The 26,925-nt window shown below is 69.3% G+C and carries 32 protein-coding genes; 15 read left to right on the top strand and 17 right to left on the bottom strand.

The features are described 5' to 3' along the window. Positions 1 to 29 precede the first annotated feature (29 nt). The 3 genes from VNJ48_RS07585 to VNJ48_RS07575 all read left to right on the top strand — a co-directional run bounded on the left by VNJ48_RS07585 (position 30) and on the right by VNJ48_RS07575 (position 2,706). Positions 30 to 971, top strand: a complete 942-nt coding sequence (locus tag VNJ48_RS07585) for a Gmad2 immunoglobulin-like domain-containing protein (protein ID WP_325600700.1) — start codon at positions 30 to 32, stop codon at positions 969 to 971. A gap of 89 nt (positions 972 to 1,060) precedes the next feature. Next, positions 1,061 to 1,591 (top strand): SigE family RNA polymerase sigma factor, encoded by a 531-nt coding sequence (locus VNJ48_RS07580; RefSeq protein WP_325600698.1) that lies wholly within the window; start codon positions 1,061 to 1,063, stop codon positions 1,589 to 1,591. After that, positions 1,588 to 2,706, top strand: coding sequence for a hypothetical protein (locus VNJ48_RS07575; RefSeq protein ID WP_325600697.1), 1,119 nt, complete (start codon positions 1,588 to 1,590; stop codon positions 2,704 to 2,706). The genes VNJ48_RS07580 and VNJ48_RS07575 overlap by 4 nt, the downstream gene beginning before the upstream one ends. 37 nt (positions 2,707 to 2,743) lie before the next feature. Here the strand turns inward: VNJ48_RS07575 and VNJ48_RS07570 are convergent, their stop codons facing one another. Genes VNJ48_RS07570 through hrcA form a run of 3 tightly spaced genes read right to left on the bottom strand, consistent with a single transcriptional unit; the run spans position 2,744 to position 5,709 of the window. Continuing rightward, on the bottom strand, positions 2,744 to 3,496 hold the full coding sequence (locus VNJ48_RS07570) for a 16S rRNA (uracil(1498)-N(3))-methyltransferase (protein WP_325600695.1): 753 nt from the start codon (positions 3,494 to 3,496) through the stop codon (positions 2,744 to 2,746). 3 nt (positions 3,497 to 3,499) lie between these two features. Further along, positions 3,500 to 4,684 carry a molecular chaperone DnaJ gene (gene dnaJ / locus VNJ48_RS07565; RefSeq protein ID WP_325600693.1) on the bottom strand — a complete coding sequence of 395 codons (1,185 nt, stop codon included), beginning with the start codon at positions 4,682 to 4,684 and terminating at the stop codon, positions 3,500 to 3,502. After that, on the bottom strand, positions 4,681 to 5,709 hold the full coding sequence (hrcA, locus tag VNJ48_RS07560; RefSeq protein ID WP_325600691.1) for a heat-inducible transcriptional repressor HrcA: 1,029 nt from the start codon (positions 5,707 to 5,709) through the stop codon (positions 4,681 to 4,683). The genes dnaJ and hrcA overlap by 4 nt, the downstream gene beginning before the upstream one ends. A gap of 95 nt (positions 5,710 to 5,804) precedes the next feature. Here hrcA and VNJ48_RS07555 point away from each other — a divergent pair, with 95 nt between their 5' ends. From VNJ48_RS07555 to VNJ48_RS07545, 3 genes are all read left to right on the top strand, one after another. Further along, positions 5,805 to 6,650, top strand: coding sequence for an MBL fold metallo-hydrolase (locus tag VNJ48_RS07555; RefSeq protein WP_325600689.1), 846 nt, complete (start codon positions 5,805 to 5,807; stop codon positions 6,648 to 6,650). Between the two features lie 41 nt (positions 6,651 to 6,691). Then, the gene (locus VNJ48_RS07550) at positions 6,692 to 7,051 is read left to right on the top strand and encodes a hypothetical protein (protein WP_325600687.1); all 360 of its coding nucleotides are present in this window, start codon (positions 6,692 to 6,694) and stop codon (positions 7,049 to 7,051) included. Between the two features lie 157 nt (positions 7,052 to 7,208). Further along, positions 7,209 to 8,063 (top strand): DUF3097 domain-containing protein, encoded by an 855-nt coding sequence (locus VNJ48_RS07545; RefSeq protein WP_325600685.1) that lies wholly within the window; start codon positions 7,209 to 7,211, stop codon positions 8,061 to 8,063. Here the strand turns inward: VNJ48_RS07545 and hemW are convergent. The 8 genes from hemW to VNJ48_RS07505 form a co-directional block, all read right to left on the bottom strand. After that, a complete protein-coding gene (gene hemW, locus VNJ48_RS07540; RefSeq protein ID WP_325600683.1) occupies positions 8,060 to 9,274 on the bottom strand; it encodes a radical SAM family heme chaperone HemW in 1,215 nt (404 codons plus the stop codon). The two genes, VNJ48_RS07545 and hemW, sit on opposite strands and share 4 nt — an antisense overlap. 107 nt (positions 9,275 to 9,381) lie before the next feature. After that, positions 9,382 to 11,202, bottom strand: a complete 1,821-nt coding sequence (locus VNJ48_RS07535) for an AMP-dependent synthetase/ligase (RefSeq protein ID WP_325600681.1) — start codon at positions 11,200 to 11,202, stop codon at positions 9,382 to 9,384. A gap of 178 nt (positions 11,203 to 11,380) precedes the next feature. Further along, positions 11,381 to 12,295 (bottom strand): aminoglycoside phosphotransferase family protein, encoded by a 915-nt coding sequence (locus tag VNJ48_RS07530; protein WP_325600679.1) that lies wholly within the window; start codon positions 12,293 to 12,295, stop codon positions 11,381 to 11,383. A 31-nt stretch (positions 12,296 to 12,326) separates the two neighbouring features. After that, positions 12,327 to 12,638: a hypothetical protein gene (locus tag VNJ48_RS07525; RefSeq protein WP_325600677.1), complete on the bottom strand. Its 312-nt coding sequence runs from the start codon at positions 12,636 to 12,638 to the stop codon at positions 12,327 to 12,329. Next, entirely contained in the window at positions 12,635 to 13,060 is a 426-nt protein-coding gene (locus tag VNJ48_RS07520; RefSeq protein ID WP_325600675.1) for a hypothetical protein, read from the bottom strand. The genes VNJ48_RS07525 and VNJ48_RS07520 overlap by 4 nt, the downstream gene beginning before the upstream one ends. Then, positions 13,060 to 13,809, bottom strand: a complete 750-nt coding sequence (locus VNJ48_RS07515) for a hypothetical protein (RefSeq protein WP_325600673.1) — start codon at positions 13,807 to 13,809, stop codon at positions 13,060 to 13,062. Before VNJ48_RS07515 ends, VNJ48_RS07520 begins: the two co-directional genes overlap by 1 nt. Continuing rightward, entirely contained in the window at positions 13,809 to 14,438 is a 630-nt protein-coding gene (locus VNJ48_RS07510) for a hypothetical protein (protein WP_325600671.1), read from the bottom strand. The genes VNJ48_RS07515 and VNJ48_RS07510 overlap by 1 nt, the downstream gene beginning before the upstream one ends. A gap of 82 nt (positions 14,439 to 14,520) precedes the next feature. After that, entirely contained in the window at positions 14,521 to 14,928 is a 408-nt protein-coding gene (locus tag VNJ48_RS07505) for a MerR family transcriptional regulator (RefSeq protein WP_325600669.1), read from the bottom strand. A 55-nt stretch (positions 14,929 to 14,983) separates the two neighbouring features. Between VNJ48_RS07505 and VNJ48_RS07500 the strand changes: the two genes are divergently transcribed. Beyond that, positions 14,984 to 15,817: an NAD(P)/FAD-dependent oxidoreductase gene (locus VNJ48_RS07500; RefSeq protein WP_325600667.1), complete on the top strand. Its 834-nt coding sequence runs from the start codon at positions 14,984 to 14,986 to the stop codon at positions 15,815 to 15,817. Positions 15,818 to 15,824: 7 nt separating this feature from the next. On the opposite strand, the gene VNJ48_RS07495 is transcribed toward VNJ48_RS07500, so the two are convergent. Then, entirely contained in the window at positions 15,825 to 16,655 is an 831-nt protein-coding gene (locus tag VNJ48_RS07495; RefSeq protein WP_325600665.1) for an AraC family transcriptional regulator, read from the bottom strand. Between the two features lie 51 nt (positions 16,656 to 16,706). Here VNJ48_RS07495 and VNJ48_RS07490 point away from each other — a divergent pair, with 51 nt between their 5' ends. From VNJ48_RS07490 to VNJ48_RS07475, 4 genes are read left to right on the top strand one after another with little or no spacing between them, the layout of a single operon-like run. Next, positions 16,707 to 17,285, top strand: coding sequence for a TIGR03086 family metal-binding protein (locus VNJ48_RS07490; RefSeq protein WP_325600663.1), 579 nt, complete (start codon positions 16,707 to 16,709; stop codon positions 17,283 to 17,285). 38 nt (positions 17,286 to 17,323) lie between these two features. After that, complete coding sequence (locus VNJ48_RS07485; protein ID WP_325600661.1) at positions 17,324 to 18,016, top strand: DNA glycosylase AlkZ-like family protein; 693 nt, start codon at positions 17,324 to 17,326, stop codon at positions 18,014 to 18,016. Further along, positions 18,006 to 18,431 carry a DNA glycosylase AlkZ-like family protein gene (locus VNJ48_RS07480; protein WP_325600659.1) on the top strand — a complete coding sequence of 142 codons (426 nt, stop codon included), beginning with the start codon at positions 18,006 to 18,008 and terminating at the stop codon, positions 18,429 to 18,431. Before VNJ48_RS07485 ends, VNJ48_RS07480 begins: the two co-directional genes overlap by 11 nt. A gap of 31 nt (positions 18,432 to 18,462) precedes the next feature. After that, positions 18,463 to 18,915, top strand: a complete 453-nt coding sequence (locus tag VNJ48_RS07475; protein ID WP_325600657.1) for an XdhC family protein — start codon at positions 18,463 to 18,465, stop codon at positions 18,913 to 18,915. On the opposite strand, the gene VNJ48_RS07470 is transcribed toward VNJ48_RS07475, so the two are convergent. The 4 genes from VNJ48_RS07470 to lepA form a co-directional block, all read right to left on the bottom strand. Then, positions 18,882 to 19,784 (bottom strand): alpha/beta hydrolase, encoded by a 903-nt coding sequence (locus VNJ48_RS07470; RefSeq protein ID WP_325600655.1) that lies wholly within the window; start codon positions 19,782 to 19,784, stop codon positions 18,882 to 18,884. The two genes, VNJ48_RS07475 and VNJ48_RS07470, sit on opposite strands and share 34 nt — an antisense overlap. After that, entirely contained in the window at positions 19,781 to 20,320 is a 540-nt protein-coding gene (locus VNJ48_RS07465; RefSeq protein WP_325600653.1) for a HutD family protein, read from the bottom strand. Before VNJ48_RS07465 ends, VNJ48_RS07470 begins: the two co-directional genes overlap by 4 nt. A 64-nt stretch (positions 20,321 to 20,384) precedes the next feature. Beyond that, positions 20,385 to 20,936: an adenylate kinase gene (locus tag VNJ48_RS07460; RefSeq protein WP_325600651.1), complete on the bottom strand. Its 552-nt coding sequence runs from the start codon at positions 20,934 to 20,936 to the stop codon at positions 20,385 to 20,387. Positions 20,937 to 20,940: 4 nt separating this feature from the next. Then, complete coding sequence (lepA, locus tag VNJ48_RS07455) at positions 20,941 to 22,812, bottom strand: translation elongation factor 4 (protein WP_325600649.1); 1,872 nt, start codon at positions 22,810 to 22,812, stop codon at positions 20,941 to 20,943. A gap of 186 nt (positions 22,813 to 22,998) precedes the next feature. On the opposite strand from lepA, the gene VNJ48_RS07450 reads away from it, so the two are divergent. Beyond that, positions 22,999 to 23,508, top strand: coding sequence for a hypothetical protein (locus VNJ48_RS07450; protein ID WP_325600646.1), 510 nt, complete (start codon positions 22,999 to 23,001; stop codon positions 23,506 to 23,508). Between the two features lie 53 nt (positions 23,509 to 23,561). Continuing rightward, complete coding sequence (locus tag VNJ48_RS07445; RefSeq protein WP_325600644.1) at positions 23,562 to 24,401, top strand: hypothetical protein; 840 nt, start codon at positions 23,562 to 23,564, stop codon at positions 24,399 to 24,401. Here the strand turns inward: VNJ48_RS07445 and VNJ48_RS07440 are convergent. After that, positions 24,344 to 24,916 (bottom strand): GNAT family N-acetyltransferase, encoded by a 573-nt coding sequence (locus VNJ48_RS07440; protein WP_325600642.1) that lies wholly within the window; start codon positions 24,914 to 24,916, stop codon positions 24,344 to 24,346. The two genes, VNJ48_RS07445 and VNJ48_RS07440, sit on opposite strands and share 58 nt — an antisense overlap. Before the next feature lie 52 nt (positions 24,917 to 24,968). Between VNJ48_RS07440 and VNJ48_RS07435 the strand changes: the two genes are divergently transcribed. Then, complete coding sequence (locus VNJ48_RS07435) at positions 24,969 to 25,919, top strand: hypothetical protein (RefSeq protein WP_325600641.1); 951 nt, start codon at positions 24,969 to 24,971, stop codon at positions 25,917 to 25,919. Next, the gene (locus tag VNJ48_RS07430; protein ID WP_325600639.1) at positions 25,916 to 26,884 is read left to right on the top strand and encodes a phosphotransferase; all 969 of its coding nucleotides are present in this window, start codon (positions 25,916 to 25,918) and stop codon (positions 26,882 to 26,884) included. Before VNJ48_RS07435 ends, VNJ48_RS07430 begins: the two co-directional genes overlap by 4 nt. The last annotated feature ends 41 nt before the right edge of the window (positions 26,885 to 26,925 follow it).

The following is a 26,925-nucleotide window of genomic DNA, read 5'->3' as shown; positions in this document are numbered from 1 at the left end:
AGCCCGCACGTCCCACTACCGTGAAACGCATGACTTCCCCCTCCCGACAACTGGGCCGACGACTGGCCATCGCCCTCTCGGTCAGCACCCTCGCTCTGGGCGCCGCGGCGTGCAGCCAGGACGAGCCCGACTCCACGCCGGTCTCGCAGGAGTCCGAGGCCACCGACCCGCAGGCGGGCGAGAGCACCTCGCCCAGCGAGCCGGCCACCGAGACGACCACGGAGCCAGCCGACTCAACCGAGCCCGAGGACACCGTGACGGTGCCGCTCTACTTCGTGGGCGAGACGCCGCAGGGTCCCAAGCTGTTCCGGGAGTTCCGCGCTGTGCCTTCCGACAACCCCCTCGCCGAGGCGACGGCGCTCGTCACCGCGGGAGACACCCTCGATCCCGACTACCGGACCCTGTGGCCCCAGGTCGAGATCTCGGACGTGCAGGCGACTGACGGTGTCCTGCTGGTGCAGATCGCGGGTGACGGCTTCACCGAGCGCCCGGACGGCATGTCGAAGCGGGACGCCAGGCTGGCGATCCAGCAGCTGGTCTACACGCTCCAGGGTGTCCAGCAGGAACGCGTGCCGGTGCAGTTCGACCGCCCCGACACGAGCGCGCGGCTCTTCGGTCTGAGCACCGAGTCGCCGTACGCCAACGCGCCTGCCCTCGAGGTGTCGAGCATGGTCAACATCACCTCGCCGGAGCAGGGCTCCGCCGTCGACGGCGACACGTTGGCCGCCAATGGCGTCGCGTCGTCGTTCGAGGCCACCGTCCCGTGGGAGATCCGACAGGACGGGACTGTGGTGCTCGAAGGCTTCGCGACCGCCGAGGGCTGGATGGAGAAGCTCTACCCCTGGGAGACCGACATCGACGTCTCGGCACTCGCACCGGGTGATTACACCTTCGTGGCCCTCACGTCCGATCCGTCCGACGGCGAGGGTGGCGGGCCGCACGAGGACACCAAGGACTTCACCCTCAACTGATCCCCCACTGATTCTCGGGGCCAGGTAAACCGCGATGCCCGCTCGGGCGTCCCACTAGCGTGATGGCCCATGCGACCTTGGCTGGAGCGGTGACTGGCGTCGACCGCTGGAGCGCCGACGACGCGCTCGATGCGTTGTACGCCGCCCACTGGTCGCGACTCGTGCGGATGGCCGTGCTCCTGGTCCGCGACGTCGGCACGGCCGAGGAGGTCGTGCAGGACGCCTTCGTCGCGATGCACCGTCGGTGGGGTCGGCTCCGCGACAACGACCTCGCCCTGGCCTACCTGCGACAGACGGTCGTCAACCGGTCCCGGTCCGTGCTGCGGCACCGCGTCGTCGTGGACCGGCACCTCCGATCGATGGACCCACGCAGGTCCACCACGGCTCCCTCCGACACCGGGGCCCTGGACAAGGCCCGGCGCGAGGCTGTCCTCGACGCCCTCGGCCAGCTGCCCGACCGGCAGCGCGAGGTCCTTGTGCTGCGCTACTACCTCGAGCTCTCCGAGGCGGAGATCGCCGACGCTCTCGGCATCGCCCGCGGGTCGGTGAAGTCGCACGCCTCCCGCGGCTCGGCTGCCCTGCGCGCACTGCTCGGAGACGTCTGGAAGGACCAGTCATGAGCAATCACGAGCACGACCACTCCGAGCTGCACGACCTGTTGAGCGACACCGTCGCCAACGTCGAGCCGGGCTACGTCCTCGACGAGATCCGCACCCGGACCAGGACGGCGAAGCCTCGCTGGCCGTACGCCGCCGGCGCCCTCCTCGCGGTTGCGGCGTCCCTCACCGCGTTCGCCGTGCTCGGGGACTACACGCCACCGAGCGCTGTCGACTCGGGGACGAGCACCAGCAGGTCGCCCTCGCCCTCCGCCACATCGTCTGGTTCGGCGACCGGGGTCCCGTCTGAGACCGTCGCGGTCTACTACCTCAGCTGGGGTGGGGATGACGGACCCAAGCTCTATACCGAGTACCGCACGGTGCCGGCCAAGAACGCGCTGAGCGAGGCGGTCGCCGCGGCAGTCGAAGGCGCTCCACTCAGCTCCTCTTACTACAGCGGCTGGCCGCAGGCGTCCGGGACGTTCCTCGGGGCGACCCTGAGCGGAGACGTCATCAAGGTCGAGGTGGGCGACCCGGCGGTGCTGGCTGAGCCCGGATATCAGACCGGGGTCCCGACGTGCTGCCGGGGCCGATGGCCATCGACGGCTCGGAAGGCTGAGCTCGCCATCCAGCAGGTCATCTACACGGCGCAGGCCGCCGTGGGAGAGCGACTTCCCGTGCAGTTCGTCTACCAGGGGAATCCCGTGGCCGAGGTGCTGGGTGTCCCCACGTCCGAGCCGCTCGCCAACGCGCCGGTCCTGGACACCCTCTCCCACGTCTCCATCACCACGCCCGAGGGAATGGTGGTCGACAACGACGACCCGTTCGTGGTGGAGGGCGTCGGCAACTCCTTGGGGGGCTACATCGACGTCAACATCACGCGTACTACCGGCTTTCCGGTCGTCGACTACGTGGCGATCTACACGGACACGGATCCGGACAGCTTGTATCCCTTCACGGCGACCTATGACCTGACCGACTTGGAACCGGGCGACTACTTGGTGACCTCCGTCACCCAGCGCGGGGCGAGCCGATGGCAGGATCCGGTCCAAGTCGCGCCAGAGACCCTCCGCGCACAGCGGGCCGGGTACGGAACCTCTCATGACGGCGACTCCCGGGGATTCACGGTCGTCGAGTAGTTCTGCCGTGTCGCTCGGACCTGAGTCTTCTCGAGACTCAGGTCGTAGGAGAGGCCCAGCGAGCGGTGCGCGCCAGGAGGGCACTGACGGCGGCGAGTCCGGCGGTCGACGTACGCAGGACCTCATCACCGAGGCGGACGGTGACTGCGCCGGCGGCATCGAAGGCGGCCAGCTCGTCGGGGGTGATCCCGCCCTCGGGACCGACGATGACGACGATCTCACCGTCGACCGGCACGTCGAGGGAGACCAGCGGCGTGGTGGCGTCCTCGTGGAGCACGGCGACGAGAGCGGCCCCGGTGAGACGGGCGACGACGTCATCGGTCGAGGCGAGGGGCGTGACAATGGGCAGCCACGTCCGACGCGACTGCTTGCCCGCCTCGCGGGCGGTGGCCTGCCACTTCGCGTGCGACTTGGCTGCGCGCTCGCCCTTCCAGACCGCCACCGAGCGAGATGCGGCCCACGGGACGATCGTGTCGACGCCGACCTCGGTCAGCACCTCGACCGCCAGCTCGCCGCGGTCGCCCTTGGGCAGTGCCTGGACGACCGTGAAGGACGGGGAAGGTCGTGGGAGCAGGCTCGCGCTCGTGACCAGCACCTCGAAGACGCGCTTGCCGGTCGAGGCCACTTCGCCGACGACGCGGTGGCCGAGCCCGTCGGTGAGGACGACTTCTTCGCCGACCCGCAGGCGGCGTACGGCGACAGCGTGGTGCGCCTCGTCCCCGCTCACCTCGACCCGAGCCCCGGCGGCGACGCCGTCGAGCGACTCGACGAGGTGGACGGGCAGGGACATGGCTCAGTGCTGGTTGAAGGCGTCGCGGAGCCGGCTGAAGACCGACCGCTGGGTCGACTGCACCTGGCCGTCGGGCGTCTCCTCGCCCCGGATGGCCGCGAGCTCGCGCAGGAGCTGCTCCTGCCGGGCATCGAGGCGGGTGGGCGTGTCCACGAGGACCGTCACGATGAGGTCACCGCGACCGCCGCGCAGACCCGGGGCACCGAAACCGCGGAGCACCTGCTCGCTGCCCGACTGGGTCCCGGGAGCAACGTCGAGGTCGTAGTCGACCTGCATCTCGGAGTCCTCACCCGGCTCCAGGTCCGCCTCCAACAGCGGCAGCGTGAGGGTGGTCCCGAGCGCGGCGGCGGCCATCGGCAATGTAATCGTGCAGTGCAGGTCGTTGCCGTGACGGGTGAAGGTCGGGTGCGCCTCCACGTGGATCTCAACGTAGAGGTCGCCTGCCGGCCCACCTCCAGGGCCGACCTCGCCCTGCTCGGTGAGCTGGACACGGGTGCCGTGGTCCACACCGGCGGGGATCTTGACGTTGAGGTTGCGTCGCGTCCGTACCCGGCCGTCGCCGGAGCACTCGCGGCACGGGTCGGGGTTGATCTGTCCGAAGCCGCGACACGCTGCGCACGCGCGCAGGGTGCGGATCTCGCCGAGGAAGGAGCGCTGCACCTGGGCCACCTCGCCTGCGCCACGGCAGGTCTCGCAGGTGATCGGCTTCGAGCCCTGGGCTGCGCCGTCCCCGTGGCAGAGCGTGCAGACGACCGCGGTGTCGACCTTGAGCTCCTTGGTCGCGCCGAAGGCGGCCTCCGCCAGCTCGACGTCGAGGCGGATCAGGGCGTCCTGCCCGCGGCGCACGCGCTGCCTCGGGCCACGGCCCTGCCCACCGGCGCCGGGAGCCCCAGGAGCGCCGCCCCCGAAAAAGGCGTCCATGATGTCGGTGAAGGAGAAGCCCTGGCCCTGTCCGAAACCAGCGGCACCGCCGGCAAAGGGGTCGCCCCCGCGGTCATAGGCCGCCCGCTTCTGGGGGTCGGAGAGCACTTCGTAGGCGCGCGAGACCTCCTTGAAGCGCTCCTGGGTCGCAGGGTCCGGATTGACGTCCGGGTGCAACTGGCGGGCGAGGCCGCGATAGGCCTTCTTGATCGCGGCGGCGTCAGCGTCCCGGGAGACCCCGAGCAGCTCGTAGAGATCAGGGCTCACTGCTGTCCTTCGTCGAGGATCCTGGAGACGTAGCGCGCGACTGCGCGCACGGCCGCCATGGATCCGGGGTAGTCCATGCGGGTCGGTCCGACGACGCCCAGCGTCGCCAGAGCCTGGTCGGGCGGACCGTAGCCAGCCGCGACGACACTGGTGGAGGCGAGCTCCGAATAGGGGCCCTCGTGGCCGATGCGCACCGTCACCGAGTCACCGCTCGTGACCTCGCCGATGAGCTTGAGGAGGACCACGTGCTCCTCCAACGCCTCGAGCAGGGGGCGCACGGCGGTCTGGAAGCTGTCACCGAAGCGCGCCAGATTTGCTGCTCCCCCGACCGCCACCCGTTCGTCGCTGCGGTGGTCGGACATCGCCTCGGTCAGCACGTCGACGACGCTCTGCGCCAGGGCCCGGTCGTCCTGGGCGAGGGTCTCGGGCAGGGCACCCAGGGCAGCGGACGCGTCAGCGATGCGTTCGCCCGCGGCAGCCTGGTTGACCCGCGTGCGGAGGTCGGCGAGCTGGTGCTCGCTGGGAGCGACCGGGGTCTCGAGCAGGCGCTGCTCGACCCGGCCGGTGCTGAGGATCAGGATGAGCATGATCCGCGACGGCGTGATCTGGACGAGCTCGATGTGGCGCACCGTGCTGCGCGAGAGCGTCGGATATTGCACGATCGCGACCTGGTGGGTCAGGTTGCTGAGCAGTCGGACCGAGCGCTGGACCACGTCGTCGAGGTCGACGGCGCTGTCGAGCAGGGTCGCGATCGCCCGCTTCTCCGCAGCGCTCATCGGCTTGACGCCGCTCAGTCGGTCGACGAAGAGCCGGTAGCCCTTGTCGGTCGGCACCCGACCGGCACTCGTGTGCGGTTGGTGGATGAAGCCCTCCTCCTCGAGGGCGGCCATGTCGTTGCGGACCGTCGCCGGCGACACCCCCAGGCCGTGCCGCTCGACGAGGGCGCGGGACCCGACGGGCTCCTCGGTGGCGACGTAGTCCTCGACGATCGCGCGCAGGACGGCGAGCTTGCGGTCCTCGACCATCTGGCCTCCTCGTCGGTCTCGTCGGGCATCACCCCGGGGCTGGCACTCCTGGTGCTTGAGTGCCAAGCCTACTAGTCCTGCCTACAGTGACCGACATGCCCGAGTTCACTGAGGTGGCACCGCGTGTCTGGGTCGCCCACTACGACTGGATGCACGTCAACATCACCCTCATCGGTGGCAGTGACGGCCTCGTGATGGTCGACACCCACGGCTCGGAGCGACAGGCCAGGATCATCGCCGACGACCTCGGCCGACTCGGTGCCGGACCGCTCACCGCCCTCGTGAACACGCACGACCACTGGGACCACTGGTTCGGCAACGACGTCTTGGCCTCCGCGTACGCCGCACTCCCGATCCACGCCACCGAGTTCGCCCTCCAGCGGATGGTCGAGGCCGGGGACCGCCCGACGGATGAGCGGCTCGCCGAGCACGCTCGCGCCGAGGAGATCCTCGACACGACGCTGCGCCCGGCGACGCATGGCTTCTCCTCCGCGCTCGCACTCGACCTGGGTGATCGGGTCGTCGAGCTCATCCACCCCGGCCGAGGCCACACCGCCGGCGACCTGGTGGTCCGTGTCCCGGACGCCGACGTGCTGGTCGGCGGCGACCTCATCGAGGAGTCGGACAAGCCCTTCATCGGCGACGACTCCTTCCCGCTGGAGTGGCCGCTGACGCTGGACCTGGTGCTCGGACTGATGACCTCCTCGACCGTGGTGGTCCCGGGGCACGGCCAGGTCGTGGACCTCGACTTCGTCCAGGAGCAGCGCACCGAGCTCGGGATCATCGCCGAGACCATCCGCGACCTCGCCGGACGCGGAGTGCCGGCGTCCCAGGCCCTCGACGAGGGCGACTGGCCGTGGGACGAGCAGCTGCTCACCTCCGCCGTACGCCTGGGCTACGAACACCTCCCCCGGGCACAGAAACGGCTGCCACTCGTCTGAGGGGTGTATACGCCGGGCGCGAACTCCGTTAGGAACGACTCATGACCGAACAGAGCGACACACCCACAGCCAGCTCCACCACGAGCCCGGCCGATGCCGACAACGACTCCGCGAGCGCCGGGCCGGACGACGCATCCCTCGCCGGGGTCTCGGACGAGCAGCTCCCCGAAGACCTGCGCCCGACCGAGGACAATCCCCTCGCCCAGCCGCTCGACCCCGACGACGAGGCGACCAAGGACGCCGACGAGCTCGGGATGGACGACACCCAGGACGACACGAGCGGCGAGTACAAGTCGTCGGGCACGACCCCCAGCACGGAGTCCGAGGACTCGCTCGACGCCGACGCCGATGCCGCGTCCGTGAGCGGCGACGGCGCGCAAGGGGCCGGTATCAGCGGCTGATCGTCGTTCTCGGCGGTTGTTTGTAACGCCGGGTTGCTGGCTGTATCCACCCGGACACAACACCCGGGGTACAAGGGCTAACCCGGCGTTACAGCGGCCAGCGCACTCCGGCGTGGCGAGCCACCCCTGTGCTCAACCCGCACCTAGCGTTGCCCGGGTGACTTCCCCCACGGACCGATATGCCGGTGACGTCCTTGCCGCCGACTGGCGCGCCCCGAAGAACGGCCGCACCGTCGACGTCCCTGCCGAGCTCGGCCTGGTCGTGGAGGAGGTGACCACGGACTGGTGCGGTGAGATCGTGGCCGTCGACCGCGACCTCGACACCGTCACCCTCGAGGACAGGCGGGCCAAGCGCCGGACCTTCCCGATGGGACCGGGGTTCCTGCTCGAGGGCAAGCCCGTGGCGCTGGTGCGCGCGACGAGGGCCAACCCCAAGGCGGCGACGCGCACCGCGAGCGGTTCGGTGGCAGTGCACGGCGCCAAGGCCAGGGTCGCGCGTGCCAGCCGGATCTTCGTCGAGGGCCGACATGACGCCGAGCTCGTCGAGAAGGTGTGGGGCGACGACCTGCGGATCGAGGGTGTCGTCGTGGAGTTCCTCGGCGGCGTCGACGACCTCGCCGAGCACCTGCGCGACTTCAAGCCGGGTCCTCAGCGTCGCGTGGGGGTGCTCGTCGACCACCTCGTCCCGGGCTCCAAGGAGAGCCGGATCGCGCAGGGCATCGCCCGCTCGGGCGTCGGCAAGCACGTGCTGATCGTCGGCCACCCGTTCATCGACGTCTGGCAGGCGGTCAAGCCGTCGCGGCTCGGCTTCAAGCGCTGGCCCGACGTGCCGCGCGGCATCGACTGGAAGACGGGCACCTGTCAGCAGCTCGGCTGGCCCCACCGCAACCAGGCCGACATCGCGCGGGCGTGGAAGCATGTCCTCGGCGCCGTCCGCGGTTTCGGCGATCTCGATCCCCAGCTCCTCGGCCGGGTCGAGGAGCTGATCGACTTCGTAACGGCTCCTGACTAGGTCAGGTCACGGACGACAGCGTCGGCCAGCAACCGTCCCCGGCGGGTCAGCACCAGACGCTCGGTGGCGAGGGTGACGAGATCCTCCTCGACGAGTCGCGCCACCTGGGATCGGCCGTTGCGATCGAGTGCGAGCACCGGCAGCCCATCTCGCAGCCGCAGCTCGAGCAGGATCCGCTCGAGGCGCCGGTCGTCCTCGGTCAGGTGCTCGTAGGCCAGAGCCGGACTGTTCCCGGCGGCCAGCCTGTCGGCGTACGCCGCAGGATGCTTGACGTTCCACCACCGCACCCCACCGACGTGCGAGTGCGCCCCTGGCCCGGCTCCCCACCAGTGCCCGCCGGTCCAGTAGAGGACGTTGTGGCGGCACCTGCTCTCGCGCCGTCGAGCCCAGTTGGAGACTTCGTACCACTCCAGCCCGGCCGCGGTGAGGCGATCGTCTGCGATGTCGTACTTGTCGGCCAGGTCGTCCTCGTCGGGCATCGGGAGCTCGCCGCGGCGGACCTGTCGGGCCAGCGCGGTGCCGTCCTCGACGATCAGGGAGTACGCCGACACATGATCGGGTGCGCAGGACAGGGCCGCGTCGAGGGAGGTCTCCCAATCCGCGATCGACTCCCCGGGCGTGCCGTAGATCAGGTCGAGCGAGACCTCGTCGAACCCGGCCAACCGCGCCCACTCGACGACCGCCGGCACCCGCAGCGGGTCGTGGGTCCGGTTGAGCACCCGCAGCACGTGGTCGACGGCCGACTGCATGCCGAAGCTGATCCGGTTGAAGCCGGCCGTGCGCAGCGCCGTGAGGTCCCACGCGGCCACGCTGTCGGGGTTGGCCTCGGTCGTGATCTCGATGTCGTCGGCCAGGCCGAACTCGGCTGCCGCGCTCGCGACGATCGCACCGAGGTCGGCCGGCTTGATCAGCGTCGGCGTGCCGCCGCCGAAGAAGATGGTGTCGATCTTGACGTCGCGATCCCCCAGCACCCGCCGGGCGCTGCGGATCTCACTGATCACGGCCTCCGCGTAGGTCGCCCGTGAGGCGCCGGGAGCCTCGCCCAGCTCGTCGGCGGTGTAGGTGTTGAAGTCGCAGTAGCCGCAGCGCACCGTGCAGAAGGGGACGTGGACGTAGAGACCGAAGGGCCGGGTGCCGAACTCGGCCAACGCGGCGTCGGGAAGCGATCCGTCGGCGGGCGCGGTCAGGCCGGCGGGTTGGGCGGGAGGCACGCGCTCATCCAACCACCAGCACGCGAACGGGTGCCGGTGGTCTCCCACCGGCACCCGTCGTGTCGTGCGCCTGGCTCAGGCCTGGCGCAGGCCCGGATCAGCCCAGATCAGGCGTACATCTTGTCGATCGTGTCCTTGTAGTTGTCCTCGACGACGTTGCGCTTGACCTTCATCGAGGGGGTGAGCTCGCCGGACTCGACCGAGAGGTCGTGGTCGAGCAGCTCCCACTTCTTGATGGTCTCCCAGCGGTTCAGCTTGGAGTTGAGCTCGTCGACGTAGCCGCCGACCATCGCCTTGACCTCGTCGCTGTTGACGATCTCGGTGTAGGACTTGCCCTCCATGCCGTTCTCCGCGGCCCAGCCGGTCATAGCGTCGGGGTCGAGGGTCACCAGGGCGATGACGAAGTTGCGCTCGGCGCCGAAGACCATGAACTGGCTGGCGTAGGGGCAGATCGCCTTGAACTTCGACTCGATGGCCGGGGGCGCGATGTACTTGCCACCCGAGGTCTTGAAGAGCTCCTTGATGCGTCCGGTGATGGTGAGGAAGCCGTCGGCGTCGAGGGAACCCTTGTCGCCGGTGTGCAGCCACCCGTCGGCGTCGAGCGCCTTGGCCGTCTCCTCGGGGAGGTTGTGGTAGCCGTCCATGACGTGGGGACCACGCAGCAGCACCTCGTCGCCCTCGCCGATCTTCACCTCGGCGCCCGGCAGGGCGCGACCGACGGTGCCGATCCGGTTGTCATCGGGGTGGTTGACCGTGGCTCCGGCGGAGTTCTCGGTCATGCCGTAGCCCTCGAGGATCACGATGCCGGCGGCGTTGAACCACTCGGCGATCTCCCGGTTGAGGGCGGCAGCACCGGAGATGAAGAAGCGCACACGACCACCGAAGCGGGCGCGGACCTTGCTGAAGACCAGCTTGTCGAAGAGCGCGTGCTGCATCTTCAGGCCGGCGGGGACGGACTTGCCCTCGCGCTTGAGCTGCTCGACCTTGAGACCGACCTCGAATGCCTTGTGGAAGAGCTTCTCCTTGGCACCACCCTCCGCGGCCTGCATGGTCTGGATCCGACCGTAGGCCTTCTCGAAGATGCGCGGCGCAGCACCCATGAACGTCGGCTTCACCGACGCGCAGTTGTCGACGATCTTCTCGACGCGACCGTCGACGGCGGAGGCGAAGCCGCAGGCGAGCTGGGCGGAGAGCAGGACCTTGCCGAAGGAGTGGGCCATCGGCAACCAGAGGAACTGCAGGTCGCTCTCGTCGAGGATGTTCTGGACCTTGATGGCCTCGCCCTCGTAGACCCACGACTTGTGGCGCAGACGAACGCCCTTGGGGCGACCCGTCGTGCCCGAGGTGTAGATCAAGGTGGCGAGCTGGTCGGGCGCGATGGACTGCGCCTTCTCCTCGATCGCGCTGGGGTGCTCGGCCAGGTAGGCCGTGCCGAGCTTCTTCAGGTCATCGAGCGTGATGACCCAGTCACCGTCGCCGGGGCCGTCGAAGACGACGACCTTCTCGACGTGGGGCAGCTCGGACTTGTTGTCGGTGAGCTTCTTGACCTGCGTGGCGTCCTCGACGAAGACGACGCGGCTCTCGGAGTCACTGAGGATGTAGGCCGTGTCTTCGGCGTTGGTGGACGGGTAGACCGTGGTCGTGGCGCCACCGGCGCACATCACCGCGAGGTCCGCGAGGATCCACTCGTAGCGCGTGTTGGACGCGATGCCCACCCGCTGCTCGGGCTGGATGCCCAGCGACAGCAGGCCACCTGCCAGGGCAGAGACGGCCTCGCCGGTCTGCTTCCACGTGATGGACTCCCAGGTCTCGCCCTGGGGGTAGCGGAACGCCTCGCGGTCGGGCGACTTTGCCACCCGGTCGAGGAACAGAACCGCCACGTTGGGCGACAACGTGTCGACAAAGCTCGTGTCGTGGTTGATGGGCATGCGACTCCCTGACTGATGTGCTGGGCCGCGGTCGGCACGACCGCGTTGGCTGACTCTCCGGAGTAACCTAGATCACTGCGTTACGCGGCGGTAGCATTTGTCCGGCTGAAGGACATCTGACGTTCGACCAGGCTCATGTCGCAGGCCCTCCGGCCGGTTCCGCGCGGCTCCCGGGCGGTCAGTCCTGGACCGCCTTCGCGATCGCGATGCACCGGGTGATCCATTGCAGCTCGTCGGCGTCTGGTGCGCGGGAGTCCCGCTCCGCGTCCTCGATCGACCAGTGCGCGTTGAGCACCATCCGCACGACCACCCAGTCCCGGGCCCGGTCCTCCTCGAGCCCGGCGCTGTCCAGCACTGCATGGAACCGGCGCCGCACCCCTGCCCGGATGTCACCCGCTAGCTCGTCCCAGCGATTCCACAGCAGCGGGGCCGGCTCGTAGTGCGGGTCTCCGTTCATCGGCTTCGGGTCGATGACCAGCCAACGCTCCTCGTGGCCGGCCAGGACGTTCTCGTAGTGCAGGTCACCGTGGATCAGCGTGCCGGTGCTGGCATCGTCGGCGATGAAGTCCCGGGCCAGGGCGGTTGCCTGCTCCACCAGCCGCCTGGGGATCGGCGCGTTGCGCGGCATCTGCTGCAGGGCGCCGGTCCAGCGTTCGACGTACGACGTGATGGTGCGGAGCTGCGGCAGGGCCGGCACGTGGATCCTGCCGTAGAGCCCGCCCACGACCTCGCACGCCTCGACGTCCCACACCTCGGTGAGGTCCTCGGGGTGGAGGCGCTCGAGGAGCAGCGCGCGACGGTGGGGATCGGCGCACAGGAGGCGTACGGCGCCTGACCCACCCCACCGCTGCAGGGCCAGGCCCTCGTGCTCCGACTCGTCATCGCCGTCGAAGGTGATCTTGAGCGCGGCCGGCCGCCCGGCGACGGTGCGGACCGGGAGGACGAGGGAGACGAACCCATGCATCGCGCTGCCGTCGAGGGACAGCTGCCACTCCTCGAGGAGGTCCTCAGCGAGGCGAGGCAGCCGGTCGAGCCAGGCGCCCCAGGCAGGTCCCAGGCTGCGCCGCGAGTCCAGGTCAGCGGGAATCTTCACGCTGGCGTCCCCCTCCGGGAAGAGTGAGTCCTCACGCTCGAATGAGCGCAAAAGGCAGGACACAGCCGACCATGGCAAGGATCCAGCCGTACAGGTAGGGCAGGCCTCTGGCGTAGGCCCAGCCTCGGACGAAGAAGTAGATCGCGAACGGGGCGAGCAGCGGGGCCAGGATCGACCAGGGTTGCTCGCCTTCGTTCCAGATGTAGACCTGCATGTAGGTGAGAGTGAGAGTGGCTCCCACTGAGCCGACGAGGAAGCGCCAGTAGTAGATGTCCCCGTTGGTGAAGCGCCATCGCAGCACCTCGAGCAGCGGGCGCGAGGCCAGGTCGTCCCGGCTGATCATCCGGGCGATCCCGGACGGTCACCGGCTGCTTGCTGAGCGTCGCTCAGGGCTTGGGCGAGCTCGTCGTCTTCAGCGGCGACCTGCTCGACCGCGGCGTTGAACTGGGTCGCGAAGCGCGCGCGGTAGTCGACGGCCGTCGCGTGCTCGTCGGCACCGCTCATCACGTCGTGCCAGGTGGTCTCGCGCTTGAGCACACGTGCCACCAGGGCTCGATCCTCGTCGGGGAGATCGTTCTGCTCGAACTGTCGACGCAGCTCTTGCTGCGCTTCCGCACGGTCTGCCCGAGCACGCTCCGCTCGCGGCTGGAGCTGGGCCTTGGCTTGCTCCATCCGGTCCCTGAACGCTGCAGTCTGCTCGCGGAGCCCGGCCACCTGGGAGCGGAGCTGAGCCATCTGCGCGTCCAACCCCTCACTGCGCGCCATCAGCGCTCTTCCCTCGGGAACCTCGGCAGATGGCTGCTCGCGTCATCAGCCTTGTTGCCCACGTCCACGTTGTTCGTCATGGTGGACCCGACGATCGCGAAGTTGAGCCCCTTCAAGGTGACTGCGACCAGTGACGCGGTCTTGGAGAGCGCGGGGATCAGATCGGCCAGGGCCTCCAGGGTCCGGATGGCGTCGCGGGCAAACTCGATGATCTGCTTGATCCGTCTGCCGCCCGTGAATATCTCCTTGGCCAGCTTGGCCAGGCTGCCGGCGAAGTACATGCAGAGGTCGTCGATCAGGCTGAGCAACATCGCGACGACCTCCATGGCTGCCTTGGTCGCTGCCAGCATGTCGTCGATGGCCATCTGGACCATCTCGATGCACTCGGCTGCAGCGTCCAGGTTCTCGCCGAACTCCTCCATCTTGGCCGTCATGGCATCGGCGGTGTCCCCCTGCCACACGGCGGGGACGGCCGCGGCCATGGCTCGGTAGTTGTCGGCAAGGATGCCCGCAGCCAGCCCGGTGCGGCGCCAGTCCTCGGCCATGACGCTCACCGTGGAGAAGTCCCCGGCCAGCTTGTCGAAGATGGCGTCGAGCAAGTGGATGTGGACCTGTTCGAGGACCCAGTTGATCCCGCGGACGACATAGCCGCAGTTGTCCTTGATCTGCTCGACGAGGTCGCCTTCGATGCCGGAAGCGCCGGACACCAGGGTGGACTCCAGGTCGCGCAGAGCGACTGCATAGGCCATCAGTCGCGATCCCGTCGCTCGAGGTAGTCGTCCATCTTGTCCTCGTCGTCGCGGGCCTCGTCGTTCTCCTGGGCGTGGTGTACGGCAGCCTGCGCCTGTTGCGCCGCGTCCAGGACCGACAGCGGCGAGTGGGTGGGCGTGTGTGGCGCCGCGTGCTGAGGCGGATTGGGCAGGTTCTTGACGATAGCCTCGTTGATCTCGGGGTCGTTCAGAGCCGAATGCACCGTGTTGCCCGCGACCAGTGGCCCGTTGGTGCGGTCCGGCCAGCCGGGAGTCGAGTGACCCGGGCCCGTGCCCGGCGCCTCACCGGTCAGGCTCACCGCAAGCTGCCGGTGCCTCTCCGCCACGCCTTCGTCCGCCCTCAGGATGTCCTTGCGCGCCAGCGCGATCGCGTCCTCGAAGTCGAACGCCGCCTGATAGGCCTGCTCCAGGCAGTCGACGAGGTCGTGGTGAGCGGTGGTGTAGGTGTCCTTGAACAGGCTGAGGAACCCACGGAACGCGCCGTACTCATTCATCGACGACCCGAAGGCACCGAAGGAGTGCGTGCGGGACGTCTGTCGAGCCAGCTCGTTCATGGTCTCGACGACCTGGCCCGATCCGGGTCGGGAGATCTTGATCTCGTGCGCCATGACTTCTCCTCATGTGTCGCGGTGAGAGTAGCCACTAGTCGCCTCCGCCAAACCTCGTGGGTCGAACTCGAGTCGGCCTGAATCAGTCGAAGGCGGCCATCAGGTCGGCCAGGTGCCGTTGAAAGGCCGGGCAGCCGCTGATGTCGTGAGCCTTGCAGTTGTAGGCGTGCTCGGTCATCTCCCTCGAGATCCGCATCTGCTCCATCCGATGCTCCAGGTCGTCGAGGTGAGCCTGCAGCACTGCATGACGCTCCGGTGCTCCCGAGTCGAGCAGCACCGCGATCTGGTCGAGGGTCATCCCGGCGTCCTTGTTGCGCTGGATGGCGGCGACCCTCGCGATGTCGTCGCGGCTGTAGCGACGGCGGCCAGCGGAGTCGCGTGGCGGGGTGAGCAGCCCCACGGACTCCCAGTGCCGCAGCACGTTGGTGGGGAGGTCGAAGCGCTCGGCCACCTCGCCGACGGACCAGGTCCGATCACGACTTGACTTCATCCCAACATGAAGTCACACGCTGGTGTCTCCTGACAAGTCCAGACCAAGGAGCAACATGTACGACGCACTCGTGATCGGCGGCGGCCCCGCCGGACTGCAAGCCACGCTCACCCTCGGCCGGATGCACCGGTCCACCCTGATGCTCGACTCGGGCACCTACCGCAACGCCCCGGTCGAGGCCATGCACAACATCGTGACCAACGACGGCCGGCACCCCGCGGAGTTCCGCTCCATCGTGCGCGCAGAGCTTGCGGCATACGCCACGGTCGAGATCCGCGATCTGGGCGCGGAGTCCGTCGAGCGACTGCCGGACGGCACCTTCTCGGTGGCGTTGGCGGACGGCATGACCGAGACCTCCCGCGCGGTCGTGCTGGCCACGGGCCTTCGTGACGTGATGCCGGACGTGCCGGGCTTCGCCGAGCAGTGGGGCCGCACGGTCCACGTCTGCCCGTTCTGCCACGGCCACGAGCTGAGCGGGAGGCGGGTCGCCATCCAGGACTCACCGGCCGCGGGCCACTTCGTGGCCATGCTGTCGCCCGTGGTCGGCGCGATCGAGATCGTCCCACCGGTCACCGGCGTCCAGATGACCTCTGAGGGCCTGCGCGTCTCGTCCGACACGGGGGCGGTGGTCGTGGACGGGCTCTTCGCCCACCCCGCCTATGAGCAAGCAGCGCCCTTCGCCGCCCAGCTCGGCCTGGAGATGCGGGAGAGCGGCTGCATCGCCGTCGACCTCTTCGGCCACACGAGCGTCCCGGGTGTCTATGCCGCCGGCGACCTCGCCCATGTCGCCGACCTGCCGATGCCGATGCCGTCGGTGCTCGCGGCGGCGTATGCCGGCCAGCTCGCCGGAGCCTCCGTCGTCCGCGACGCCGCGATGGCGCACGCCTAGCTCGACCTCACGTCGGCTGGTCGGCGAGGTACTCCCCCGGCGTCATGCCGGTCACGGTGCGGAAGTCGTGGGTGAAGTGGGCCTGGTCGGCGTAGCCGAGATCTGCCGCCATGTCCGCCAGGGAGGACTCCCCCGCCTTCAGCGCCAGGACCGCGTCGTGCAGGCGACGACGCTGGATGAGCCACTTGGGGCTCAGTCCCACCCGCTGCTCGACGAGCCGCTGGAGGCTGCGCTCGCTGAGCCCCACGTGGGCTGCCAGCTCGTCCACCCGGGTGACCTCCGAGTGGTCGCGAAGCCACGCGACCACGTCGTTGATCAGCAGCCCGGCGTCATCGACCGGCAGGTATGCCGCCAGCCGCTGCTCGACCGCCTCGATCGCGACGGCATGGGCAGCCGGGTCGCGCGGATCATGCGCCATGGCCTGGCGGATCTCGGCGACCAGCAGATCGGCGTCGATGGCGTCGACCTCGGCCAGGTCGATGTGGCCGTCGGTGATCGCTGCCACGGATGCTCCCAGCACGAGCCGGCCTGCCGCCGGGGTGAGCATCGTGCCGACCGCCCAGCCGTCGCCTTCCAGGGTGACGCTCGAGCGACCTCGCGCGACGCCGTACAACCGGGCATAGGTGTTGCTGACCACGATGAGGCAGACCGGGTGCTGCAAGGTGCTCTGGGTCGACGGCTCCGCCAACAACCACACCGGGATCCAGTAGCGCTCCACCAGGTCGCGGAGATGCACGGAAGGTGGATAGCGGTGGATCGGCGGTGAGGGGCGGGTGACGCCGGTGAGGTGAGCACGGTCGACCGGATCGACCCGACCGGCTCCTCCCCCCGCTGACATGTGTCGGATTATCACAAGAGACACCGACAACGGGTCTGCCAGCCTGAGCGCATGACTTCTCCCACGACTGAGACCGCACTCCACTTCACCAGCCGCGCCGCCGACTTCGCCGCCATCCTCGACTCCGCTGACCGCCAGTGGGACCTCCCGACCCCCTGCGAGGGGTGGTCGGTGCGCGACGTGGTCACCCACGTCGTCGAGACCGAGCGCGACTTCCTCCAGCGCCAAGGCTTCGAGGTCGGCGCAGCTCCGGACCTCGCCGATCCCGCCATGGCCTGGAGTGCCCACTGCTCGACCGTGACCGAGGTCCTGGGTGGCGAGGGCGTCGCCGATCGGGAGTACGACGGCTACTTCGGCCGCACCACGATCGGTGGCACGATGGCCGACTTCTACGGCTGGGACCTCGTCGTGCACGGCTCCGACATCGCCCGGGCCACCGGCCAGCCGTGGTCGATCAGCGACCAGGAGGCAGCCGAGCTGCACGCCACCGCCGATGGCTGGGGAGATGCGCTCCACTCCGAGGGTGTCTGTGCGGGCGCGGTGCCCGTGCCGGACGACGCTTCCGCCTCCGACCGGTTGCTCGCGCGTCTCGGGCGCGATCCTGCGTGGCGCCCCACCGTTCGGGGTTGAGGACCGGACCGGTCCGCGTCGGGCCCTAGCGTGGAGCCATGGTGCTCTTGCTCGAGGAACTGACGGCGGCAAGCCTGGGCCGACAGTTCCCGGACGGCGTCGACGACGTCGCCGACCTCGTGGGCCGGACCGGCCCGATCCAGTCGCAGACGGCGCGTTCGCCGTACCTCGCCCTGGCAGCGCGGCGACCGGGCACCACCCACACCGAGGTCACTGCGGCGTACGCCCTGGGGCGGCTCGTGCGCGGCAGCACGATCCGGGGCACCGTGCACACCGCGACTCCGGGCCAGCACGCAGCGCTCGACATCGCCACCAGGACCGGTCAACGAGCCCTGTGGGAGCGGCTCCTCCGCCCGACGACGTTCACACTCGAGGAGCTGTGGACCGCGACGGAGAGGTTCGCTGCCGAGGAGTGGCGCAGCGCCGAGGAACTCACCGAGCACCTCCACGCATTCCTGCGCTCGCACGGGGCCCACGAGACGGTGGACCGACTCTCGGCCCAGCAGGGCGGTCGCTACCTGGCGTTCGGCCATGGCGGGCTGATGCGCAGGCCGGCCGCAGGCTCGTGGTCCGGGCAGGCGCGGGCGGTCTATCGCACGGCCGATGCCGTGGTCGACCGTCCGCACGCGACGCTCGACGATGCCATCGCTCTGCACGTGCGGTGCCACGGACCCGTCTCTCGCCACGACATCGCCCTGGTGGTCGGGGCTCGGGCTGCGGGTGGTCGATGAAGCACTCGACCGGCTGGGACTCGTCGGGGCCCCGGGTCCGGACGGACGTACGTACGTCGACGTGCCCGACGCCCCTGCCGGCCGGGACCTGCCAGGAGTGCGACTGCTGCCCGAGTTCGACGCCCTCATGTGCGGCTACGACCCGTCCGCGCGTGACCGCTTCGCCGAACCGGACCACCTGCGGCGTCTGTGGAACCAGAGCAACGGGATGGTCCTGCCGCCCCTGCTGGTGGACGGACGGATCACCGGTCACTGGCGGGCCGGAGGATCGGCCAAGCGTCGTCCTCTGGACATCGTGTGGTTCGCGGGGACACGCAGGCCGGATCAGTCAGAACTGGCGGCCACGGTCACCTCACTCGAGGCGGCCCTCGACATCACGATCACCGGCGTGACGCTCACTCGCGAGCAGGCGTGACGACACGTCGCGTGGATGCGATGGTGACCTCATGAGCGATCGAGAGCAGCCGTGGTCGGACGCAGGCACCGAGCCGGGCCGGGTCCTGGTGCTGAGCGACAACCCGATCGCCCGAGCCATCGTCGCCATCGGCACGGCCGCCGGGCGCGACGTGCAGGTGCAGGCGAGTGATGACTGCGGCCCCGGTCTCGAGCCGTGTGCGGGCGACGCGGTCGTGCTCTGTGACCACGACGCGCCCGACGCTCCCCGAGTGCTTCGAGCCGCCCTCGCCTCGCAGGCGTCGTACGTCGCCATGATGGCCAGTCGAGGCCGAGCAGCAGGTCTGATCGAGGAGCTTCGCAACGAGGGCGTGGACGTCGCTCGGCTGCACGCCCCCGCTGGTCACGACCTCGGCGGCAAGCGCCCCGGTGAGATCGCGCTGTCGGTCGTTGCCGAGATCGTCGCGGAGTCCTACGACCGACCCGGTGGACCCATGCGCGGCTGACCCGCAGCGCGGATCTCGGCAGCGACCATCGCCATCGTCACGCGAGCACGCACGGGGTCCTCGGTCAGGAAGTAGTGGTCGACCCCGGGCGTCACGTCGTGCACGACCCGGATCCCCGCTTCGCGCAACCGGTCGGCGTACGCATCTCCCTCCGTCCGGAGGACGTCGCGCTCGGCGGTCAGCACGATCGCCGGCGGCAGACCGGTGAGGTCGTCGGCGAGCAACGGTGAGGCGTAGGGCTCCAGCCTGGCCGCCGGGTCAGGCAGGTAGACCCTGCGCACCAGCCGTCGCAGCTCGGGCGAGATCATGCCGCGGTCGCCGTTGCGTGGTTCCGCAGAGAGGTCGAGGGCAGGGATGCCCAGCACTTGTAGCGTCGGCACGAAGCTGCCGGCATCGCGGGCCTGGAGGCACACCGACGCCGCCAGCCCGCCTCCCGAGCTGAACCCGCCCACCGAGACCCGATCGCCGTCGAGCCCGAGCTCGTGACCGTGAGCGGCCAGCCACGCTGCCGCGTCGTGGGCCTGGTGCTGGGCGACGGGATAGGCCACCCGTGGTGCGACCTCGAAGTCGACGTTGGCCACGGCCACCCCCGCGGTCGCTGCGAGGTAGCGGCACCACCAGTCGTCCATCTCGGGGTAGCGCATCAGGAACGCACCGCCATGGAAGTGCACGTGCACCGGGAGCGGACCGCTGTCGTCTCCCGCTGGTCGGTAGACGAAGACAGGCACCTGGCCGTGCCTCGTCGGGACCTTGACCCGGGTCGGCGCGGGGAGGTCGGTGCCCGCGAAGCGCAGATCCTTGCCGTAGTCGACGGTGAAGCGTGCGCTCGCGCGCATCATCTCCACCCGCAGGCGGTCGGCGAGCCTCATGAGCGTTGAAGAGTGACGATCGCGAGCGTGCAACGGCCGGAGACCTCCGTCGGACCGACGACGAGGTCGTACGCCGCAGCGTCAGCGCCGCCCGCCCTGGCCCTGCCCTGGAGGATCAGCGCAGCCTGGTCGTCCGCGAGGGGCAGGGTCGAGCCTCGGCCGAGCTCCAGCACGGTCACGAAGGGCGACACGGCAGCCGGGTCGACCATCACGTTGAGGGCACGCACCGGCCCATCCGGGAGGCTCGCACCTACCTCGGCCCCACCGGCGAAGGCGAACGGCCGACGCGGCTCGACGACGTGGTCGACGCCGTCGACCACGAGCGCCAGCACCTGACCCGCCACCACGGTGAGCAGGCGCTCTCGACCGGGGAAGGCGGAGAACGGCCCGTCCCGGTCGATGTCGGCCATGCTCACCCGCCACGCGCCGTCCTCGGCGCACAGCAGCTCGCGGGTGACTCCCCCGCCGTTCGACCACGGCTCAGCGCGGACTCCCGCGCTGCGGACGACGGTCGGCGCGCTCGCCTCTTCACTCATGGTCACGACGGTAGACGTGTGCTCCGAAAGTCCGGGCTGGATCTCCACTCGCGCGAGTGGACGTTCAGCAACCGAGCCGGCGCAGCAGGTCGTCCGCGTCCCGTGGTCGCGTCAGCAGCAGCACGCGTGGCCCAACCGGGTCGGCGTGCCAGGCCCGCATCGTGTCGCGCTTGCGCCGCCAGGAGGTGAAGTGCCAACGGACGATGGAATCCCGCGAGACGGCGTTGCGCAGCGTCTCGGTGTTGCCGTTGCAGAGCTGTTCCTGGGTCACGATCCTGGTCGCCGTACGTCGCACGAGCCGGCCGAGCGAGAGCAGGCGCGGGTAGTCCAGGCAGATCACCACGTCGGCACGCTCGACGGTCGCGGCTCGGTGCCGGCCATAGGCCGAGTCCAGGATCCACTCATCGCGGGCGATCCACCGGGCGGACATGTCGTCCTGCTCCTCCAGCGGCACCGGCACCCAGCCCGGTCGCCACATCTCCTCGTCCACGAGGGTCACGGGCAGGTCGAGCGCTGCACCGAGGGCGAGCGCGAGCGTCGACTTCCCGCTGCCGGTGACCCCGTGCAGGAGGATCCGGCGGGCCTGCGAGACCTCACGCCACGTTGCCGTCGCCACTGCGCTACTTCTTCGTCTTCTCCGTCGGCTGCGTGGTGGACAGCGCGGCGATGAAGGCCTCCGGTGGCACCTCGACGGTGCCGATGTTCTTCATCCGCTTCTTGCCCGCCTTCTGCTTCTCGAGCAGCTTGCGCTTGCGGCTGATGTCACCGCCGTAGCACTTGGCGAGCACGTCCTTGCGGATGGCGCGGATGTTCTCGCGGGCGATCACGCGCGCGCCGATGGCCGCCTGGATCGGCACCTCGAACTGCTGGCGCGGGATGAGGTCCTTGAGCTTGCCGGCCATCATCACGCCGTAGCCGTAGGCGGCCTCGCGGTGGATGATCGCGGAGAAGGCGTCGACGGGTTCGCCCTGCAGCAGGATGTCGACCTTGACCAGATCGGCGGCCTGCTCGCCGGAGCGTTCGTAGTCGAGCGAGGCGTAACCCTTGGTGCGCGACTTGAGCTGGTCGAAGAAGTCGAAGACGATCTCGCCCATCGGCAGCGTGTAGCGCATCTCGACGCGGTCCTCGGAGAGGTAGTCCATCCCCTGCAGGTTGCCGCGCTTGGTCTGGCACAGCTCCATGATCGTGCCGATGTAGTCGCTGGGGCTGAGGATCGTGGCCTTGACGACGGGTTCGCGGACCTCGGCGATCTTGCCCTCGGGATATTCACTGGGGTTGGTCACCACGATCTCGGTGCCGTCCTCCATGAGGACCTCGTAGACCACGTTGGGGGCGGTCGAGATGAGGTCGAGGTCGAACTCGCGCTCGAGTCGTTCACGGGTGATCTCCATGTGCAGCAGCCCGAGGAACCCGATCCGGAAACCGAAGCCGAGGGCGCCGGAGGTCTCGGGCTCGAAGGCCAGCGCGGCGTCGTTGAGCTGGAGTCGCTCGAGCGCCTCGCGCAGCGTCGGGTAGTCGTCGCCGTCGATCGGGTAGAGCCCCGAGTAGACCATCGGGTTGGGGTGCTTGTAGCCGCCGAGCGCCTCGGTCGCGCCGTGGTGCTGGCTGGTGACGGTGTCGCCGACGCGGGACTGGCGGACGTCCTTCACCCCGGTGATGAGGTAGCCCACCTCCCCGACGCCGAGGTCGCCGGCCTTGACCGGCTCGGGGCTGATCACGCCCACCTCGAGCATCTCGTGCACGGCACCGGTCGACATCATCTTGATCCGGTCGCGGTGCGTGAGCTTGCCGTCGATGACCCGGACGTAGGTGACCACGCCGCGGTAGGTGTCGTAGACGGAGTCGAAGATCAGCGCCCGCGGCGGTGCGTCCGCGTCACCGACCGGGCCCGGCGTCTGCAGGACGATCTCGTTCATGAGGTCGGCGACGCCCACTCCGGTCTTCGCGCTGACCCGCAGCACGTCCTCGGGCTCACACCCGACCAGGCCCGCCAGCTCGGCGGCGTACTTGTCCACCATCGCGCCCGGCAGGTCGATCTTGTTGAGGACCGGGATGATGTGGAGGTCGGCGCCCATGGCGAGGTAGAGGTTGGCCAGAGTCTGTGCCTCGATGCCCTGCGCTGCGTCGACGAGCAGGACCGCGGCCTCGCACGCCTCGAGCGAGCGGCTCACCTCATAGGTGAAGTCGACGTGCCCGGGGGTGTCGATCATGTTCAGGACGTAGGTCCCCGGCACGGCCCCGGGCGCGTTGTCCACGGGCACGGTCCACGGCATGCGGACGGCCTGGCTCTTGATCGTGATGCCGCGCTCGCGCTCGATGTCCATGCGGTCGAGGTACTGCGCCCGCTCCTGACGCGCGTCGACGACACCCGTCAGCTGCAGCATCCGGTCCGCCAGCGTCGACTTCCCGTGGTCGATGTGGGCGATGATGCAGAAGTTACGGATGATCGCCGGATCGGTCTGGCCCGGCAGGGGCGCGTTCTTGAGGGACACAGGCGACTTTCTGCACGACTTCAGGGCGGGTACGGCGAACAGCGCATTCTTCCACGCAGGGCCGCCCGCCCACGAACTACCGCCGACCAACCGGCCCCACCCATTGACGGGGGCAGCACAACGCGCTCCACTGGCAGCACAGGACGACCCCATCGGGGGTGTCGTCCGTTGAGTCTGGAGCAGTCCATGATGAATCTGTCCCGCGTCTTCCGCGCATCCGCCCTCTCCACCGTCCTGACCGCCACCCTGTTCGCCAGCGTGGCCCTGGGCGCCGCGCCGAGCTGGGCGGTCACGAAGCTGACCGACAGCCAAGCCTCCTCACAGTTGTCGGCATCGGGCATCGGGCGTTCCTCCAGTGGCGGCTGCACCAACCGCTACGGGTCCACGTGCACGTCCTACGAGCAGATCAACCAGGAGACCGTGAGCGGCATCAAGACCTTCAAGTCGATCAGCGGCTGCGCCATCACGATCACCGGTGGCACCGAGATCGGTCATGCCTCCGGCACCTACAGCCACTGGAACGGCTACAAGGTGGACGTCCCCCTGACGTCCTGCATCTCCAACTACATCACCAGCCACTACGCCTACGCCGGCACCCGTGGTGACGGTGCGGTCCTCTACAAGGCGCCGTCCGGCAACGTGTACGCCCGCGAGAGCAACCACTGGGACATCACGTACTACACCTGCGGCTGCTGATCGATCGGTCGATTTCACCCACACCCGAGCCGATGAAGCGCCAGAATCCCGGCGTGAAGATGGTGTTGCACGACATCACGGCGATCGCCGGGCCCGACGAGCACTGCCCGGAGTTCCGGGCAGGACTCGAGGAGCTCGGCTGGCAGGTGCTCGGTCGCGTCCGCCTCGCCACGCACGACGAGATCGTCGAGCTCATGGAGAACTACGACCCCGCCCTCGCACCGGCCCTGCTGGAGAAGGAGCTGACCGGAACGACCGTCCTCCGCGAACGCGACGGGACGTCCTTCGCGTTCGTGGACTGGTTCTTCCGGTGTCCCTTCACCCGGCTGATGACATTGCTCGACGACGGCAGGCTCGTGGAGACACACGAGACCTGGACGTCTGACCCGGTCGAGCCGCGAAGAGGGTGGGCGTCCCGGGCCCTGTTCGACCGCAGACGCGAGCAGACGCGGTCGGCGACCCGAGGCCGCAGCATCGTGCTCGTAGACGACCCCGGCCCTGCTGAGCTGGTCCGCGCGCACCGAGAGCACGTGGCCCGCGTGGTCGGCGATGCCGGCGCCAGTCCTGCGCCGCACATCTCGCTCGCGCAGGCGATGGATCTCTTCGACCACCAGCTGCGCCACGGCGTGGCGGTCGGTCGCCGGGCTGCCAGCCTGACCGGCCTCCTGACGATGGCCCCGCTCGTCGTCCTCTACATCGTCCTGATGCAGGTCATCCCCTGGGGCACGGACGGCGAGTTCGCCGTTCTGCCCTACCTGCTCACGTCCATCGGTGGCGTAGCGCTCGTAGTAGTCCTCGGCCGATGGCTGATGCTCCTCCTGCTCCCCCCTGTCGGCTACGTCCGCGCCATTCGGCCCGCCTTCCGGGGCATGGCACCGGTCGGCACCCAGTAGCGCCGCTTGACACCGCGGACGTCCTCGAGCTCCCCGCCCGCGGCCTCAATCACCTTACGTGAGGCGACGTTGGTCTCGTCGCACGTCACCAGGGCGGGGTCGATGCCGAGCGCATGGGCGTGCGGCAGCACGGCGCGGAGCATGGCCGTCGCATGGCCCCGCCGCCGAGCGGACGGCCGGACCTCGTAGCCGATGTGGCCGCCGTACTCCAGGAGCCAGTCGTTGAGGACGTGCCGACTGGAGATGCGACCCAGATAGTCGTCGCCGTCGACCAACCACCACGTGCTCTGGGGCACGTGATGGCTCGGTCGCGCCGCGTCCGGCGTCGCGTCGGCGTGGAGATGGTCGACGAACTCGGCGAACCCGGCCTCGGTGTGCCACCGGTCGGCGTACTGCCTGATCCAGCGAGCGATCATCGAGTCCTCGCTGATCATCCGGCCGTCGGCGAGAGACTCCTCCACAGCCGTCAGGAACGACTCGCGGACACGGACGTGGGGCTCGATGAGGTCGGGCATGGCAGTGATTATCCGATTACGGGCCAACAGGTTTTGTGGGGAGGATGTCCTCATGCCGTCAGCGCCCGGTCCTTATCCCGCCCCCGTGGGCAAGACCTCACACCGTCTGGAGTGGGCCTTCCTGCCGCCCAACCTGCGGGCCTTCATCGAGCGCAAGTGCGGCTCACCGGTGGTCGAGGCGATCTCCCAGACGTCGGGCTTCACCCCCGGTTTCGCCAGCGTGCTGGTCTGCGCCGACGGTTCGCGCCACTTCGTCAAGGCCGCCTCGGTCAAGGCGCAGCGCGCGTTCGCGGACTCCTACCGCGAGGAGGCCCGCAAGCTCGCGGCTCTCCCGACCGGCGTCCCGAGCCCGCGCCTGCTCTGGCACCTCGACGACGACTGGGTCGCGCTGGGCATCGAGTACGTCGATGGGCGGGCCCCGCGCCGGCCTTGGCGTCGGGCCGACCTCGATACCGTCCTCGACGCCCTGGAGGTCGTCGCCGACGAGCTCACTCCACCGCCTGCCGGCCTGGATCTCGATACCCTGGCGGACGACTTCGTCGACATGGTCTCGATGTGGGACCACCTCAAGGCAGTGCGTCCCGACCTACCGCACCTGGACGAGGCGGCCGCCCTGGCCGCAGGCTTCGCCGACGTCGTCGGTGGCACCACCCTCATCCACACAGACATCCGCGACGACAACCTGCTGGTCGACGCAGCCCGCAAGGTCTGGCTCTGCGACTGGAACTGGCCGGTCGTCGGTGCCGCCTGGATCGACACGATCCTCACCCTGATCGGTCCGCGGGGGGACGGGATCGACGTGGAGCCGGTGCTCGCGTCCCGTCGGCTGACCCGCGACGTACCCCCTGAAGCGATCGACCGCGTGCTGGCCCTGCTGGTGGGCTACTTCCTCAAGTCGGCCGACGACCCGGTGCCGGCGACCTCGCCGTTCCTCCGCGAGCACCAGCGCTGGCAGGGCGATGTCTGCTGGCACTGGCTGAGCGAGCGCCGGGGCTGGCAGTGAGCCCTCGCGCGGAGGGGGTGCGCGCCGGGTACGCCGAGATGCCGACCGCCATCCACACGTGGGTCACCGACGTGCTGGGCTCGCCCGTCGTGTCCACGCAGGAGATGACTGGCGGGATGTCGCCGGGTTGCGCGACGCGGCTCCGTTGCGCCGACGGCCGCCGGGTCTTCGTCAAGGCCGTCGGGACGCCGCTGAACCCCGTCACGCCGAGCATGTTCCGGCGCGAGATCGCCGCGCTGAACCTGCTCGGGTCGCACCCTCTCTGGGCCGGGCTCCTCGCCTCCTACGACGACGGTGACTGGGTCGGGCTCCTGCTCGAGGACGTCGAGGGGGCAAACCCTGACCTGGCCGACGACGACACGATGGGCGTGTTGCTCGACGCCACCGAGGACCTGGGTGCGCTGCTGCGTGAACGGGTGCCCTCGCCCGACGTCGAGGCCCTTGGCCTCCTCGACTTCCGGGACGTCGTGACGAACTGGGCTGCGTCGTTCGACGAGGTCAGCCGCCTCGAGGAAGTGCCGGTGCCGCGCTGGGTGCGGGACGACCTGGACGGGTGGCAGGCCCGCGTGGCCGGGCTGGCAGCCCACGACTGCCCCCGGCTGCAGCACTGGGACATCCGCGAGGACAACCTCGTCCAGCGCCCCGACGGGTCTCTCGTGTTCGTGGACTGGGGGCAGGCGCTGGTCGGTCCTGCCTGGATCGACCCGCTGCTCGCCCGACTCGAACGTGCCGAGGACCCGTGGTTCGACACATCGCTGGGCAGCTCCCCGGCCCTGGTCGCTGCGGGCGACGACACCCTGAACGCGTGGCTGGTCGGTTTCGCCACGATGTTGGCGGTGCGGACCGTCACGGCGGTGGACATCGGCCTACCGACGTTGGCTGCCTTCCGGCGCAGCGAGAGCGCCCGCATGTTCTCCGCTGCCGCGCGCCGACTCGATTTGGGTCCGCGAGCGGCTCGGGCGTAGTGTTTCCCCTTGCATGTCCGGCGCCCAACCCTGCTCTGGGG

This window comes from Nocardioides sp. (genome assembly GCF_035576065.1).
Taxonomy (GTDB): domain Bacteria; phylum Actinomycetota; class Actinomycetes; order Propionibacteriales; family Nocardioidaceae; genus Nocardioides.
This window is presented reverse-complemented; position numbering and strand designations above follow the sequence as displayed.